This is a genomic window from Chromobacterium haemolyticum, from assembly GCF_002081825.1.
Taxonomy (GTDB): domain Bacteria; phylum Pseudomonadota; class Gammaproteobacteria; order Burkholderiales; family Chromobacteriaceae; genus Chromobacterium; species Chromobacterium fluminis.
This window is the reverse complement of the sequence record NZ_MUKU01000024.1, coordinates 1-16,139: the sequence shown is the minus strand read 5'-3', so window position 1 is coordinate 16,139 and position 16,139 is coordinate 1. Positions and strand designations below refer to the sequence as shown.

Annotated in this window: 11 protein-coding genes; 9 read left to right on the top strand and 2 right to left on the bottom strand. The window is 62.9% G+C overall.

What is annotated here, in order from left to right; translation table 11 throughout:
- Positions 1-31: 31 nt before the first annotated feature.
- The gene (locus tag B0T39_RS16635; protein ID WP_254894578.1) at positions 32-2,278 is read right to left on the bottom strand and encodes a PAS domain S-box protein; all 2,247 of its coding nucleotides are present in this window, start codon (positions 2,276-2,278) and stop codon (positions 32-34) included.
- A gap of 249 nt (positions 2,279-2,527) precedes the next feature.
- On the opposite strand from B0T39_RS16635, the gene B0T39_RS16630 reads away from it, so the two are divergent.
- The 7 genes from B0T39_RS16630 (at position 2,528) to B0T39_RS16600 (ending at position 11,206) form a co-directional block, all read left to right on the top strand.
- On the top strand, positions 2,528-3,532 hold the full coding sequence (locus B0T39_RS16630) for a TRAP transporter substrate-binding protein (protein ID WP_081548527.1): 1,005 nt from the start codon (positions 2,528-2,530) through the stop codon (positions 3,530-3,532).
- A 60-nt stretch (positions 3,533-3,592) separates the two neighbouring features.
- A complete protein-coding gene (locus tag B0T39_RS16625; protein ID WP_081548525.1) occupies positions 3,593-4,183 on the top strand; it encodes a TRAP transporter small permease in 591 nt (196 codons plus the stop codon).
- Positions 4,180-5,508: a TRAP transporter large permease gene (locus B0T39_RS16620; RefSeq protein ID WP_081548523.1), complete on the top strand. Its 1,329-nt coding sequence runs from the start codon at positions 4,180-4,182 to the stop codon at positions 5,506-5,508. The genes B0T39_RS16625 and B0T39_RS16620 overlap by 4 nt, the downstream gene beginning before the upstream one ends.
- Positions 5,509-5,663: 155 nt before the next feature.
- Positions 5,664-7,940: an NADP-dependent malic enzyme gene (locus tag B0T39_RS16615; protein ID WP_081548521.1), complete on the top strand. Its 2,277-nt coding sequence runs from the start codon at positions 5,664-5,666 to the stop codon at positions 7,938-7,940.
- Positions 7,941-8,019: 79 nt separating this feature from the next.
- Positions 8,020-8,274, top strand: coding sequence for a PhaM family polyhydroxyalkanoate granule multifunctional regulatory protein (locus B0T39_RS16610; RefSeq protein ID WP_081548519.1), 255 nt, complete (start codon positions 8,020-8,022; stop codon positions 8,272-8,274).
- Between the two features lie 184 nt (positions 8,275-8,458).
- On the top strand, positions 8,459-10,162 hold the full coding sequence (locus B0T39_RS16605; RefSeq protein WP_081548517.1) for an ArnT family glycosyltransferase: 1,704 nt from the start codon (positions 8,459-8,461) through the stop codon (positions 10,160-10,162).
- A 120-nt stretch (positions 10,163-10,282) separates the two neighbouring features.
- Positions 10,283-11,206 carry a VirK/YbjX family protein gene (locus B0T39_RS16600; RefSeq protein ID WP_081548515.1) on the top strand — a complete coding sequence of 308 codons (924 nt, stop codon included), beginning with the start codon at positions 10,283-10,285 and terminating at the stop codon, positions 11,204-11,206.
- Here B0T39_RS16600 and B0T39_RS16595 read toward each other — a convergent pair.
- Entirely contained in the window at positions 11,181-11,789 is a 609-nt protein-coding gene (locus B0T39_RS16595) for a flavin reductase family protein (protein WP_081548513.1), read from the bottom strand. The two genes, B0T39_RS16600 and B0T39_RS16595, sit on opposite strands and share 26 nt — an antisense overlap.
- A gap of 110 nt (positions 11,790-11,899) precedes the next feature.
- On the opposite strand from B0T39_RS16595, the gene dnaE reads away from it, so the two are divergent.
- A complete protein-coding gene (gene dnaE, locus B0T39_RS16590) occupies positions 11,900-15,349 on the top strand; it encodes a DNA polymerase III subunit alpha (RefSeq protein WP_081548511.1) in 3,450 nt (1,149 codons plus the stop codon).
- 121 nt (positions 15,350-15,470) lie between these two features.
- On the top strand, positions 15,471-15,914 hold the full coding sequence (locus B0T39_RS16585) for a GNAT family N-acetyltransferase (RefSeq protein WP_081548509.1): 444 nt from the start codon (positions 15,471-15,473) through the stop codon (positions 15,912-15,914).
- Positions 15,915-16,139: the final 225 nt, after the last annotated feature.

Here is a 16,139-nt window from a genome sequence, read left to right as displayed (position 1 = left end):
GTCACCCCTGCCCCCTGCGGCTTCAAGCCCCTTACTTGGCCAGCGGCAAGGTAAACCAGAACGCGCAGCCGCCGGCCACGGTGCTGTTGGCGCCGAATTCGCCGCGGTGGAATTCCACGATGGAGCGGCAGATGTTCAGGCCTATGCCCATGCCTTCCGGCTTGGTGGAGTAGAACGGAGTAAACAGATTGCTCTTCATTGCCTCGGACAGGCCGGGGCCGTTGTCCACCACTTCCACCCGCCAAAAGGCGGTGCCGATGGAGGTGCGCACTTTGACCCTGGGCCGCTTGGTCTGGGCTTCTTGCATCGCTTCGACGGCGTTTTTCATCAGATTGAGCAGCACTTGTTCAATCAGCACCGGGTCCATGTCCAGCAGGCAGGCGGCCGGGTCTTGCTCCACCTGCAGCTTGACCCCGGCCTTGACGGCCAGGCCTTCCGCCAGGCCGACGGCGCGCAGGACCACCGGCCCCGGTTCCACCCGCTGCAATTGCGGCTCGTGTTTTTTGACGAAGGCGCGGATGCTGCTGACGATCTGGGCGGCGCGCTTGGCCTGCCCGGCAATTTCCTGGATCGCCTCGCGCACGCCGGCCGGCAGTTCCAGCTCCGCCGGCAGCCGACGGCTGACGCCGGCGGCGTAGGTGTTGATGGCGGTCAGCGGCTGGTTCAGTTCGTGCGCCAGCGAGGAGGCCATCTCGCCCATGGCGATCAGCCGCGAGGTGTTTTGCAGCCGTTCCTGCTGCGCCAGTTCCCTCCCCTCGCGCGCCTTGTCTTCGCTAACGTCGGCCAGGATGGCCAGCCAGGCGGATTCGCCGTTTACCCAGTCTATGCGGCGGCGGTGCATCTGGAACCAGCTGCCGCCGCCGTCGGTGGTGAACTCCAGGCCGTATTCGTCCTGTTCCGGCTGGTCCTGCAGGCCGGGCAGCAGCACGCAGCAGGGGCCGTCCGGTTCTTCCGCCAGCCATAGCCGGGCAAACGCAGGGTTGGCGTACAGCAGCAGGCCGCCGCTTTCCTCCATCACGCAGACGCCGGCCACCAGGCCGTTGAGCACGGTGAGGAAGCGCTGATGGGAGGCGTTGAGCGCCAGCCGCTGCCGCTTGCGCTCGGTGATGTCGAACAGGGAGGCGATCCAGCCGCGCTGGCTGCCGTCGGCTTCCACCAGCGGGGTGGCGTAGAGCCGCACTTCGATGAATTCGCCGTTCTTGCGCGCGAAGCGCAGTTCGAAGCCTTGCTCCGGCTGGCGGTTGTCGCGCACCGCGGCGATCGCCGCGGTCATGGCTTCATGGTCGTCCGCCGGCCAGAACGGATGGGGCGGCGCCTGGCCCACTAGTTCATCCGCGCTGAAACCCAGCATGTCGCAGAAGGCGCGGTTGACGCGCACGATGCGCCCTTCGTCCTCCAAGGCCACCAGGCCGCTTTTCATGCAGTCTTCTATCGCTTGGCGCAAGGACACTTCCTTGGCCAGCGCCTGCTCGGCGTGCGCGCGTTCGCGCACGTGGCGGCGGATGCGCCAGGCGGCGTACAAGAGTGCGCTGACCAGCAGCGCGATCAGGCCGGACAGCACCGGCAGGGTCAACCCCAAGCCAGCGCGGTAGCTGGTTGCGTGCAGATAGAGGCCGTAGCCGGGCGGGTCGAAACTGGTCTGATGCGAGAGGGTGCCGGGGCGCTCCGCCGGATCGAACTTGCTGGCCAGGATTTTGCCGCTGAGATCCTGGATGCTGATGTAGTTCTTGGAGGCGATCCACCACGGCACTTGGTTGAACAGCAGCAGGTCCATCTGGTAGGACAGCCGCAAGCCGCCCAGGGCTTTGCCGTCGTGAACGATGGGCACGGCCAGGTCGAAACGATATTTGCCGTCGCCGCCCTGATAGGGCGCGCCGTAGCTGGGTCGCAACAGTCGGTTGGCGCGCCACAGCGCGTCGAAGGTTTCGCCGGACAGCACGCTGCCGTCGCGGCGGGTGCCGTGCTGGTCGCGCAGCACCTTGCCGTCCGGATCTACCTGCTCGATGTTCAGCAATTCCGGGTTGCCCCGCAGGTAAAACGCAGCCTGGCGGGCAAAACGCTGGCTGTCGATATTGCCGCTCTCGATTTCCCGGCCCAGGTTTTCAGCCCATTCCTGCTGCCCTTCCAGATACATGCGCAGGGACTGCTCTAGCCACAGCACTTCCTGGATCAGGTTGTCTTGTTGCTCGTCGCGCCAGTCGCGGTATACCAGATAGAACAGGCTGCCCAACGCCAGCAGCAGGGCCAACAGCAAGGCGCCGGCGCTGAGCCAGAGCATGCGGGGGGAACGACGCGACAATAAATTTTTTATCTGCATGACATGCTAGGGAAAGCCCTAATGCGGAAGTCCCTAATAGTTGAAAGAAATAGGAAATTCTACTTTACACGGAACAAGCAGACTGTCCACAAGGACAGCGCATAAGGAAAAATCGCCCATGGCGCCGGCTAAATCTCTTTTGCCGGCCATAAAATGCCAATGGGTTGGTTGCTTCCCTATAACACTATACAAGTACGATGGAGATAGAGAATGAAACTGAAGACAGCCGCCGCGGCCCTCTGCGCCGCGTTCGCTTTATCCGGCGTTGCCAACGCCGCCGGCGAAATCCTCATCAAGTTCAGCCATGTGGTCTCCCCGGACACGCCCAAGGGCAAAGCCGCTGAATATTTCAAGAAACTAGCGGAGGAGCGCACCAAGGGCAAGGTCAAGGTGCAAGTGTATCCCAACAGCCAGTTGTACAAGGACAAGGAAGAACTGGAGGCCTTGCAACTGGGCGCGGTGCAGATGCTGGCGCCCAGCCTGGCCAAGTTCGGCCCGCTGGGAGTCAAGGAGTTCGAGGTGTTCGACCTGCCCTATCTGTTCGACAACTACGATCAGGTCAACAAGGTGATGCACGGCCCCATCGGCAAGCAATTGCTGGGCAAGCTGGAGAGCAAGGGCATCAAGGGCCTGGCCTATTGGGACAACGGCTTCAAGAACTTCTCCGCCAACAAGCCCATCCGCACCCCCGCCGACCTCAAGGGTCTGAAGATCCGCATCCAGTCGTCCAAGGTGCTGGAAGAGGAAATGCGCACCCTGGGCGCGCTGCCGCAGGTGATGGCTTTCTCCGAGGTGTATCAGGCGCTGCAGACCGGCGTGGTGGACGGCACCGAGCTGGAAGCGTCCAATCTGTACACCAGCAAGGCCTATGAGGTGCAAAAACAGCTGACGCTGACCCAGCACGGCTTCCTCGGCTACGCCGTCATCGTCAACAAGAAGTTCTGGGACGGCCTGCCGGCCGACGTGCGCACCCAGCTGGACAGCGCGATCCGCGATGCGTCCACTTACGCCAACGATATCGCCAAGAAGGAAAACGAGCGCGCGCTGGCCGGCATCAAGGCGTCCGGCAAAACCCAAATCTACACCCCCACTCCGCAGGAACGCAGCGCCTTCAAAAAGGCGCTGGCGCCGGTTCACACCAAGATGGCCGGCCGTATTGGCCAGGATCTGCTAAACCAGATCTATAAAGAAACCGGTTTCAATCCGGCCAAATAAAGCCAGCCCGGCTCAAGAGCATGTCCGCCAGGCATGCTCTTGTTCCATGCGGAGACCGTCATGCTCAAATTCCTCGATCACCTTGAGGAGTGGATGATCGCCTGCCTGATGGGGGCGGCCACCCTCATCACCTTTACCGCGGTGCTGCACCGCTATGGTTCAGGCATCGCCACTCTGCAGCCCCTGCTCGCCCACATCAATATGTCCTGGGCGCAGGAGCTGACCATTTATCTATTCGTCTGGATGGCCAAGTTCGGCGCCGCTTACGGCGTGCGCACCGGCATCCATGTCGGCGTCGATGTGCTGATCAACCGGCTCAGCGACAAACGTCGCGGACGTTTCATCGTGTTCGGCCTGCTGGCCGGCGCGCTGTTCACCGGCACCGTCGCCGTCATGGGCGGGGATTTTGTCTGGAACATCGCCCACACCGATCAAACCTCGCCGGATCTGGAGGCGCCGATGTGGCTGGTCTATCTGGCCATTCCCTGTGGTTCCTCGCTGATGTGCTTCCGCTTCCTGCAAGTGGCCTGGAACTTCGTCAAGACCGGCTCGCTGCCCAAGCATGACCACGGCCATGTGGACGGCATTGAGGGCGACGAGCAGCTGGACAATATGCACCCGCACGATATGCATCACGGAGGCCGCCCATGAGCGCCTTGATCATTTTCGGCCTGTTGATGCTGCTGATGCTGACCGGCATGCCGATTTCCATCTCCCTGGGCCTGACGGTGCTGACCTTCCTGTTCACCATGACGGACGTGCCGGTCACTTCGGTGGCACTGAAGCTGTTCACCGGCATCGAGAAGTTTGAAATCATGGCCATCCCCTTCTTCATCCTGGCCGGCAACTTCCTGATGCACGGCGGGGTGGCCAAACGCATGATCCGCTTCGCCACCACGCTGGTGGGCCACTGGTACGGCGGCCTGGGCCTGGCCGGCGTGGTGTCCTGCGCGCTGTTCGCCGCGATCACCGGCTCCTCGGTGGCCACCGTGGTGGCGGTGGGCTCCATCATTCTGCCGGCCATGGTCAAGCAGGGTTATCCGCAGCGCTTCGGCGCCGGCGTGATCACCACTTCCGGCGCGCTGGGCATTCTGTTTCCGCCGTCGATCAACCTGGTGATGTACAGCATCGCCACCGCCGGCATGGATGTCACCGGCCCCAACGGCATGAGCGTCAGCACCGCCTCGGTGGGCCAGCTGTTCATGGCCGGGGTACTGCCCGGCCTGTGCCTGTCCCTGCTTCTGGGCCTGACCACCTGGTTCCGCGCCAAGAAGTTCGACTACCCGCGCCTGCCCCGCGCCGGCTGGGGCGAGCGTTGGCAGGCTTTCCGCGACAGCGTCTGGGGCCTGTTGTTGATCGCGCTGGTGATAGGCGGCATTTACAGCGGCATCTTCACGCCCACCGAGGCGGCGGCGATGGCGGCGGTGTACGCCTTCGTGATCGCGGTCTTCGTCTACAAGGACATGGGGCTGAAGGATGTGCCCAAAGTCTTGCTGAACGCCGCGTCCATGAGTTCCATGCTGCTCTACATCATCACCAACGCGGTGCTGTTCTCCTTCCTGCTGGCGTCCGAGCAGATTCCGCAGGCGATGGCGGCCTGGATGACCGGCCAGGGCCTGGGCATCGTCGCCTTCCTGCTGCTGACCAATATCCTGCTGCTGGCGGCCGGCAACTTCATGGACCCGTCCGCCATCGTGCTGATCATGGCGCCCATCCTCTATCCGGTGGCGGTGAAACTGGGCGTCAATCCCATCCACTTCGGCATTCTGATCGCGGTGAACATGGAGGTGGGCATGTGCCATCCGCCAGTGGGATTGAACCTTTACGTTGCTTCCGGGATCACCAAGATGGGCATCACTGAACTGACGGTGGCGGTCTGGCCCTGGTTGCTGACCATGCTGGGCTTCCTGGTGGCCGTCACCTACATTCCGGAGATCTCGCTATGGCTGCCGCGCGCGCTGGGCATGGTGAATTAGCATCCGCCTGACAGGCGTGAAAACGCGATGGCATGCGCCATCGCGTTTTTTGTCCGACAAGGCGATAGCCCCGCCCGCCCTTAAGCCCGTATAATGTGTAGTTACTCTCTTACACCAACCAACCACCTAAAGATCAACCTCAGGAGTCCCAGAGAATGGACGAGCAATTGCGCCAGAGCGCACTGGAATACCACCAGTACCCCAACCCGGGCAAAATCCAGGTTGCCCCGACCAAGCCTCTCACCACCCAACGCGACCTCGCCCTGGCCTACTCCCCCGGAGTGGCGGCCGCCTGCGACGCCATCGTGGAAGATCCGCTGAACGCCTACAAATACACCGCGCGCGGCAATCTGGTGGCTGTGATTTCCAACGGCACCGCGGTGCTGGGCCTCGGCAATATCGGCGCGCTGGCCGGCAAGCCGGTGATGGAAGGCAAGGGCGTGCTGTTCAAGAAGTTCGCCGGCATCGATGTGTTCGACATCGAGGTCAACGAGCTGGACCCGGACAAGCTGGTGGACATCATCTGTTCGCTGGAACCCACCTTCGGCGGCATCAACCTTGAGGACATCAAGGCGCCCGAGTGCTTCTATATCGAGAAGAAATGCCGCGAACGCATGAACATTCCGGTGTTCCATGACGACCAGCACGGCACCGCCATCGTGGCCGCCGCCGCTGTGCTCAACGGCCTGCGCCTGGTGGAGAAGGACATCGCCAAAGTGCGCGTGGTGGCTTCCGGCGCCGGCGCCGCCGCCATCGCCTGCCTGGACCTGTTGGTGGCTCTGGGCGTGAAGCGCGAGAACATCACCGTCTGCGACTCCAAGGGCGTGATCTACGAAGGCCGCGACGAGAAGCTGGACGACTCCAAGAAACGCTACGCGATCAAGGACAACGGCCAGCGCAAGCTCGCCGACGCCATGGCCGGCGCCGACATCTTCATGGGCCTGTCCGGCCCCAGGCTGGTGTCCCAGGACATGGTCAAATCCATGGCCCGCTCGCCGCTGATCCTGGCCATGGCCAATCCGGAGCCGGAAATCCTGCCGCCGCTGGTGAAGGAAGTGCGCCCGGACGCCATCATCGGCACCGGCCGTTCGGACTACCCGAACCAGGTCAACAACGTGTTGTGCTTCCCCTTCATCTTCCGCGGCGCGCTGGATGTGGGCGCCACCACCATCAATGAAGAGATGAAGCTGGCCACCGTGCGCGCGATCGCCGACTTGGCGCTGGCCGAACAGAACGATGTAGTGGCCACCGCCTACGGCGACCAGGAACTGTCCTTCGGTCCGGAATACGTGATTCCGAAACCGTTCGACCCGCGTCTGATCGTCAAGATCGCTCCCGCCGTGGCCAAGGCCGCGATGGATTCCGGCGTGGCCACCCGCCCGATCCAGGACTTCGACGCCTACGCCGATCAACTGGCCCAATTCGTGTACAAGACTAATTTGTTCATGAAGCCGGTGTTCGCTCAGGCCAAGAAAGAACAGAAGCGCGTGGTGCTGACCGAGGGCGAGGACGAGCGCGTACTGCACGCCACTCAGGAAATCGTCACCCAAGGCCTGGCCAAGCCCATCCTGATCGGCCGCCCCAGCGTCATCGACATGCGCATCCAGAAGCTGGGCCTGAAGCTGGTGGCCGGCAAGGACTTCGAGATCGTCAACAACGAATCCGACCCGCGCTTCGCCGAGTACTGGAAAGAGTACTACCAGCTGACCAAGCGCAAGGGCGTGTCCCAGGAGCAGGCTCGCCGCCGCGTGATCGGCAACACCACGCTGATCGGCGCGATGATGGTGCGCCGCGGCGACGCCGATGCGATGATCTGCGGCACCTACGGGCCGTACCGCCAGCACTTCGACATTGTTGAAACCGTGCTCGGCTACAACAACCCGGAGCAAGTGGCCGGCGCAATGAACGCGCTGATCCTGCCCACCGGCAACATCTTCATCGCCGACACCTACGTCAACGCCGACCCGAGCGCCGAGCAACTAGCCAGCATCACCCGCATGGCCAGCGAATCGATCAAGCGCTTCGGCATCGCGCCCAAGGCCGCGCTGCTGTCCAACTCCAGCTTCGGCACGCTGAACAGCGCGTCGGCGCAGAAGATGCGCGCCGCCTTCGACCAGATCCGCTCGGCGCAGCCGGACCTGGAAATCGACGGCGAGATGCAGGGCGACGCCGCGCTGGTGGAAAGCATCCGCAACCAGGCGATGCCGGACAGCACGCTGAAAGGCTCCGCCAACCTGCTGATCATGCCGAACGTGGAAGCCGCCAACATCAGCTACAACCTGTTGCGCGTCTCCGCCTCCGACGGCGTGACCATCGGCCCCATCCTGATGGGCATGAGCAAGCCGGCTCACATCCTGACCCCAATCGCTTCGGTTCGCCGCATCGTCAACATGGTGGCCCTGGCCGCCGTGGACGCGCAGAACAGTAAGTAAGCGTCGGCCTGGATTTAAAGGCATATACTGAACGGGCAAGCGCAGCTTGCCCGTTTTTTCTTCGCCGAGGGAGCAGCCCATGAGCAACGAATTCAACCCCAACGATCCCTTCGCCCTGTTCCGCCAGTTCTGGCAAACCGCCACCCCGCCGGGCATGCAACCCTTTCTCCCGCCAATGAGCGAGGAAGAAATAGACCGCAAACTGGCTGAATTGCGCGTGGTGGAAAGCTGGCTGACCATGAATATGGGCATGTTGAGCATGCAGATCAAAGCCCTGGAAATGCAAAAGTCCGCGCTGCACTCGATGCGGCCGAAAGACCCGCCGCCCAATTGAGGCCGCCCTCGTCCCCAAGCGGCCGAGCTCAAGTTTGCTTGAAGCGCAAACAACGCTACACTCTACCATCCGGCCGCGGACCTTCCTGGCAGAAGCCCGTGGCCGCTACGCATTAGCCTGATGAACGGGACGGCGCGTCCTCCCCTTTCCCATAACAATTAACGACAACTTTTCCGCGGACTCCATGCGTTTTTCCACCCCTCCCGCCGCGCAGCCCGCAGATTCCGGCCTGCCGTCCATCCCCGCCTGGCTGTTCTTGCTCATCGCCGTCGCCTGGCTGCTGCCCGGCCTGGTGGGTCATGAGCCCTGGAAGCCGGACGAAGCCTATACCTTCGGCCTGATCCGCCATATCGCTCAGACCGGCGACTGGGTCGTGCCGACGCTGGCCGGCGAGCCCTTCATGGAAAAGCCGCCGCTGTTCTTCATCAGCGCTGCCTTCACCATGCAATTGTTCAGCGGCTGGCTCAGCGCGCCGGACGCCGCGCGGCTGGCCGCCGGCGGCTGGATGGCGCTGGCCCTGGCCGGCACCGCCGTCTCCGCCGGGGCCTTGTATGGCCGTCGCGCCGCGGCCTGGGGCGCCTTGCTGCTGCTGGGATGCCTGGGCCTGCCGATGCGCGCCCATCAAATGATTACCGATACCGCTCTGTTGGCCGGCGTCGCCTGGGGTCTGGCCGGGCTGGTGCTGCTGCGCCGGCGCGCCTGGCTCGGCGGCGCGCTGCTGGGCTTGGGCGGAGCCTCCGCTTTCTTGAGCAAGGGACTGCTGGGCCCCGGCTGCCTGGGCCTGACCGCCTTGCTGCTGCCGCTGCATCCCGATTACCGCAGCCGCCGTTACGCCGGCGGCCTGCTGCTCGCCGCGCTGATCGGCTTGCCGCTGACCGCGCTGTGGGGCCTAAGCCTGTACTTGCGCGATCCCGCTCTATTCCAGCTCTGGTTCAAAGTGAACAACTTCGGCCGCTTCGACGGCAGCGCCCACCTGGGTCCCAAGGCGCCGCGCCTGTTCTACGGCCGCACCCTGCCCTGGTACGGCATCCCGGTGTTGCCGCTGGCCTTGTGGGGATTGTGGCGCGGCCGCCGGCAATGGACCCGCGCCTGGCCCGCCGCGCCGGCCCTGCTCTGGCTGGTGACGCTGGCGGTCTTGTCGCTGGCGGGCGACGCCCGCGAACTGTATGCGATGCCCCTCCTGCTGCCGCTGGCGCTGCTGGCCATCACAGGCTTGCGCGCCAGCGAAGCCCACCGCGGCTGGCGCGCGCTGTCTGGCTTCAGCCTTCTGCTCTGCCTGACGCTGAGCGCCGTCGTGCTAGCTATCGCCTGGGTGCTCTCCACCGGCGAGCCCGCGCAATTCGCCCGCCACCTGCTGCACCGCAAATTCACCGACTGGCATCCGCAATGGCACCCGTGGACCTGGCTGGCCTTCAGCCTGATTGCCGGCGGCGTGGTCTGCTTATGGCGACGTTTCCCGTCAAACACGGCTCCCGGCTTCGCCTGGCGCTGGAGCCTGACCATCATGCTGTTGTGGGGCGGCCTAGCCACTTTATGGCTACCCGCGCTGGATCACGGCATGCGCTATCGCGAAACCTTCGCTCCGCTGCGCCCCATCCTCGCCGACATCGGCCGGCAGGGCGAATGCGTCGCCAGCGTCGGCCTCGGCGAGCCCCAACGAGCCTTGCTGGACTACTACGCCAACTACCGCACTCAGCGGCTGGAAAGCACGCCGCAGGCCAAAAACTGCCGCTGGCTGCTGGTCCAGTCCCTGCATGACCAGTTGCCGCCCTACCTGACCGGCCTGACGCCGCTAGAGAGCTTCCAGCGTCCGGGCGACCCGAAAGAACGCTTCCGCCTTTATCGGTTGGAACAACCGCTGGGCCAGCTACTGGGTGCGGCAAAATAATTACAACGTATTTAATTTACGATCAAATTGTCACAATTCGTCACAGTTTGCCCAATATTTCTTAACAATCACAGCGCCGGGATAACGTAGCCTTAACCCTTTTTTTCTTGAGGTTATGGTATGTCGGCGCTGAACGCGGTGGATTTGTTCTGGTCCCTGGCCAGCGGGCGCTTCTCCCGCGAGGATGGATTCGACGAAGGGAAGAACCGCTGTAAGTTCGCGCTGCGCGGATTGCTGACCTTGCCCTGGACACTGCGCTGGCTGGACAGCTGGGGTCAACCCGCGCTGCGCCGCCACCTGCAAGCCAATCCTAGGCTGGCCTGCAAGCTGCATCGCCCCTACCTGTACCGTTCTCTTGGCCCAAGCGGCAAGCTGGCGGCCTTGCGCGAACACTATCAGACGCTGGCCGAGCGGGTGTCTCCCGCCGCTTACCGCAGCCTCCTCTCCGATGCCGGCTTGACGCTGGCCGAATTGCTCGGCAAAAACGAGGCCGCGATCACGGCGGTGCTGACGCACCGCCACAGCTTCGACAAAGAAGGCGAACTGTCCTTGCAGATCTGCTCGGAGGAAGGGATCGCCATCGCCACGCTGACCTTCACCATCACCCGCCATCAAGGTGAAGCCGCCATCATCATCGGCGGCCTCCAAGGCCCGCGCAAACCCCATGGCGCAGAAGCCGTGCACCAGCTCACCAAGCAAAGCCACGGTCTGTTTCCCAAGCGTTTGGCGGTGGAGGCCTTGGTCGCGCTGGCCCAGGAAATAGGCGCTAGCCAGGTGCTGGCCGTCAGCAAATGGCAGCATATCTACAGCTCCTGGCGCTATCGTCGCCAGTTCTTCGCCGATTACGACAGCTTCTGGGATACCTTCGACGCCCAGCCCACCGCTTGCAAACGCTTCTTCAGCCTGCCGCTGCAATTGCCGCGCAAGCCCCTGAGCGAGATCGCCAGCAAGAAGCGCGCGGAATATCAGCGGCGCTACGCGCTGCTGGACGAACTGATCAGCCAAAGCCGCCGCGCCGTCACGCTCCCGGTCGCCGTAAACTGAAGGCGGGCTCGGCGCGGCTGAACTCGTCGCCGCCCAGCTTGCCCACCAAGGCCAGGGCCTCGCCCGACACGCGGCCGTCCCGCCACGCCTCATCCGCCACATACACCTGGCGCACCTCGCCCAGCACCAGGTTGCCGGCGCCCGCGCCGTCGCCCAAGGTCAGACACTGGCTCAACACGCACTCGAAGCGCAGCGGCGCCAGCTCCACGCCCGGCGCCCTTACCTGCCGGCTGCGCGCCTTGGCCACGCCGGCCAGATCGAACTCATCCACTTCCGGCGCATAAGGGCCGCAGCTGAGGTTCATCTCTTCCGCCAAGCGCTCCGGCACCACGTTGACCACAAACTCGCCGGTGGCGCGAATATTGGTCAAGGTATCCTTCTCCCCGCCGTCGGCCGGCGTCAGAATGCTCAGCGCCAACACCGGCGGCTTCACGCTGGCCACGGTGAAAAAGGAAAACGGCGCCAAGTTGGCCACGCCCCGCAAGTCCTGGGTGCTGACCCAGGCGATGGGCCGGGGCAGCACGCCGCCCACCAGCAAGGGATACACCGCCTCGGGCGGCAGCGTCTTGATGTCGCAGTCCATATTGATTCCTCCCTGATGCCATCATTCTAATGCTGCAAAGCAGCAAAATACCAGCGCGTCAAATGCGCCCGGCGATGGTGTCGCAACCGCTCGGCAGGTAAAATGGCGCGATGAACTCACCTCGTTTTATTCATCTGCGCCTCCACTCGGAGTTCTCCATCACCGACGGCATCGTGCGCCTGGATGACGCCATCAAGCGCGCCATCAAGGACAATATGCCTGCGGTGGGCATGTCCGATCTGATGAACCTCTTCGGCATGGTCAAGTTCTACAAGGGCTGTCGGGACAAAGGCGTCAAGCCCATCGTGTCCTGCGATGTCTGGCTGGAAAACGAGGAAGACCGCGACAAGCCTTATCGCCTGATGCTGACGGTAAAGAACCGCCAGGGCTACGGACGCTTGTGCGAACTGCTGGCCGACGCTTATACCCACAACCAGTACCGCGGCCGCGCCGAACTCAAGCGCGCCTGGCTGGAAAACGGCGACAACAGCGGCCTGATCTGCCTATCCGGCGCTCACCTGGGCGACGTTGGCCAGGCCTTGCTGATGGGGCAGCGCGACGAAGCGCGCCGCCGCGCCGAATATTGGGAACGCTGCTTCCCGGACAATTTCTACCTGGAACTGCAACGTCTGGACAACCCGCAGGTGGAAAACGCGTTGCAAGCCTCGCTGTGGCTGGCCGGCGAGATCGGCCTGCCTGTAGTGGCCACCCACCCTATCCAGTTCATGGACCCGGACGATTTCAAGGCCCACGAGGCCCGCGTCTGCATCGCCGAGGGCTTCACCCTGGGCGACAAGCGCCGGCCGCGCAGCTTCGAGGAAAACCAGTACTTCCTGTCCACGGAACAAATGCTGGAGCGCTTCGCCGACATTCCCGAAGCGCTGGAAAACTCAGTGGAAATCGCCCGCCGCTGCAATATCAGCGTGCAATTGGGCAAAAACTACCTGCCGCAATTCCCCACCCCGGACGGCATGACGCTGGACGACTACCTGGTGCATCTGTCCCAGGAAGGACTGGAAGAACGGCTGGCCAAGCTCTACCCCGACCCGGAAGTGCGCCTCCAAGAACGAGCGCGCTACGATGAGCGTTTGAAGATCGAGTGCGACACCATCATCCAGATGGGTTTCCCCGGCTACTTCCTGATCGTTGCCGACTTCATCAACTGGGCCAAAAACAATGGCTGCCCGGTGGGACCGGGCCGCGGCTCCGGCGCCGGCTCGCTCGTGGCCTACAGCATAGGCATCACCGATATCGATCCACTGGCCTACGCGCTGCTGTTCGAACGCTTCCTCAACCCCGAGCGGGTATCGATGCCTGACTTCGACATCGACTTCTGCCAGGACAACCGTTACCGCGTGATCGAATACGTGCGCCAGAAATACGGCGCCGAGGCGGTATCGCAAATCGCTACCTTCGGCACCATGGCCGCCAAGGCGGTGGTGCGCGACGTCGGCCGGGTGCTGGACCTGCCCTATATGTTCTGCGACGGCGTATCCAAGCTGATTCCGGCCGCGCCCGGCAAGCAGTACTCGCTGGACGACGCGGTGGAAATGGAGCCGGTGCTGCGCGAGCGACTGGAGAACGAGGAAGAGCTGCGCGAGCTGTGGGTGCTGGCCAAAAAACTGGAAGGCCTGACCCGCAACATCGGCATGCACGCCGGCGGCGTCTTGATCGCGCCGGGCAAGATCACCGACTTCTGCCCGATGTACCAAGCCAGCGCCGACGGCGCGGTGCCGGTATCGATGCTGGACAAGGACGATGTGGAAAAAGTGGGCCTGGTGAAGTTCGACTTCCTGGGCCTGCGCAACCTGACCATTATCGAACTGGCGGTCAACTACATCAAAAACCTGGACCCGAGTTTCGACACCAATCTCAACCTGCTCGAGTTCACCGATCCCGCCGCCTACAAAGTACTGCAACAGGCCAACACTACCGCCGTATTCCAGCTTGAATCGGACGGCATGAAACGGCTGCTGGAAAAACTGAAGCCAGACCGTTTCGAAGACATCATCGCTGTGCTGGCCCTGTATCGACCCGGCCCGCTCGGCTCCGGCATGGTGGACGACTTCATCCTGCGCAAGGCCGGCAAGCAGGAGGTCGATTACTACCACCCGGACCTGCAGGCCTGCCTGGACCCGACTTACGGCGTGATCGTGTATCAGGAACAAGTGATGCAGATCTCGCAGATCATCGGCGGCTACACCCTGGGCGGCGCCGACATGCTGCGGCGCGCGATGGGCAAGAAAAAGCCCGAGGAAATGGCCGAACACCGCGGCAAGATCGCCCAGGGCGCGGCCACCAAGGGCTACGATCCCAAGCTGGCCGAGATGCTGTTCGACCTGATGGCCAAGTTCGCCGAGTACGGCTTCAACAAGTCGCACACCGCCGCCTACGCCGTGGTCTCCTACCAGACCGCCTGGCTCAAGGCCCATCACACCGCGGCCTTCATGGCGGCCACCATGTCCTCTGAATTGGACAACACCGACCAGCTCAAGGTGTTCTACGACGACAGCGTGGACAGCAAAAACGGCCTGATCTTCCTGCCGCCGGATGTCAACCAGAGCTACTACCGCTTCGTGCCGGTAGACCGCAAACACATCCGCTACGCCTTGGGCGCGATCAAAGGCACCGGCGAAGCGGCTGTCGACCACATCGTCGCGGTACGCGCGGAATCCGGCCCGTTCAAGGACCTGTTCGACTTCTGCCGCCGCACCGATAAAAAAATCGTCAACAAGCGCGTGATCGAGGCGCTGATCCGCGCCGGCGCCTTCGACAGCATCGAACCCAACCGGGCCAAGTTGTTCGGCAATGTCGGCCTGGCGATGAACGCCGCCGAGCAAGAACACGCCAACGCCAATCAGGGCGGCCTGTTCGACATGTTCGGCGACGATGTCGCCCCCAGCGTGGAAATGGTGGAAATCAAGCCGTGGAGCGACGCAGTCAAACTGGCGGAGGAAAAGCTGGCCATCGGCTTCTATCTGTCAGGCCATCCCTTCGCCGCGTACGCCAAGGAAATTCGCGGCTTCATCAAAACCCCGCTGTCCCGGCTCAGCCCGCGTAAAGAGCCGCAACTCCTGGCCGGTTTCGTCACTGGCATCCGGGTCAAAGTGGGCAACCGCGGCAAAATGGCCTTCGTCCAGTTGGATGACGGCAGCGCCAAGCTGGAAGTCAGCCTGTTCGCTGAAAGCTTCGAAGCCAACCGCAGCCGATTGAAAGACGACGTAGTACTGGTGATAGAAGGCAAGGTAAGCGAGGACAACTTCTCCGGCGGCCTGCGCATCGTCGCCGATAAAGTCTATGAATTGGGCGAGGCGCGCAGCCGCTACGCACGCAGCCTGTCTCTGAAACTGGCCGGCAAGGTGGACGTCAGCAAGCTCAAGTCCCAGCTGCATCCGTTCCGTAGCGAGGATGCCGGCTGCCCAGTGCGCATCCATTACAACAACGGCGCGGCCAGCGGCGATCTGATGCTGCCGCCGCCCTGGGGCGTCCGCTTGGACGACGGCCTCTTGCTGGCGCTACAGGACTGGCTGGGCAACGACAAGGTCAAAGTGATGTGGTGAGCCGCCGCGCTCGCTGCAAGCCGCGCCCAGCGCGGCTTTTTTCTTGCCCGCGCCTTTGCAAGCGCCGGACATTACAGTAGGCTTGCCCGCTCAAACGCACTACACAAAAGGATGTTTTCAGATGATGGCACGCCCGGCGCAACTCCAAGACATCGCCCCGGTCTTCCAGATCGAACAAGCGGTATTCGGTCATCACGTCTACCCGGACTTTTTCTTCCGCCAGGCTCATGACCTGTGGCCGGATCTATTCTTCGTCGCGGCAGGCGCTCAAGACGGAGAACTGGGCGGCTACATCATCGGCGCTCCGGGCAGCGGGCAAGGCGAATTCTGGATCATGTCGCTGGCGGTCCATGAGCATTGCCGCGGACAGGGCGTCGGCAAGCAACTGCTGCAGGCCCTGCTGCAAGCGCTGCGGACTCGCCAGGCCACCTACGCGAAGCTGACAGTGCACCCCGACAACTCCGCGGTCAGGCTGTACCAGCAGCTTGGCTTTGTCGTCGTCGAACATCAGCCTCATTACTTCGGCGACAACGATCCGCGCCTGCTCATGCGCGTGGATTTCTAGCGCCCCAAACGCAGCAAGCCTCCCATGGGGATAATGCCAGTCAGTTAACGCTGACTGGCATTTTTCGTTGGATATTTGTGTGCCCTGTTCTTCACGACTCGCGGGCAATGTCGGCCTGGTCTGCGTGGTGGCAGCACAAACAGCCTCGACTGCTCCAGTAAGCGCGCCAATTGGGCGGGTAACGTACCTGCTGATGCCAGACTGGCAAAGCACAACACATTCAAT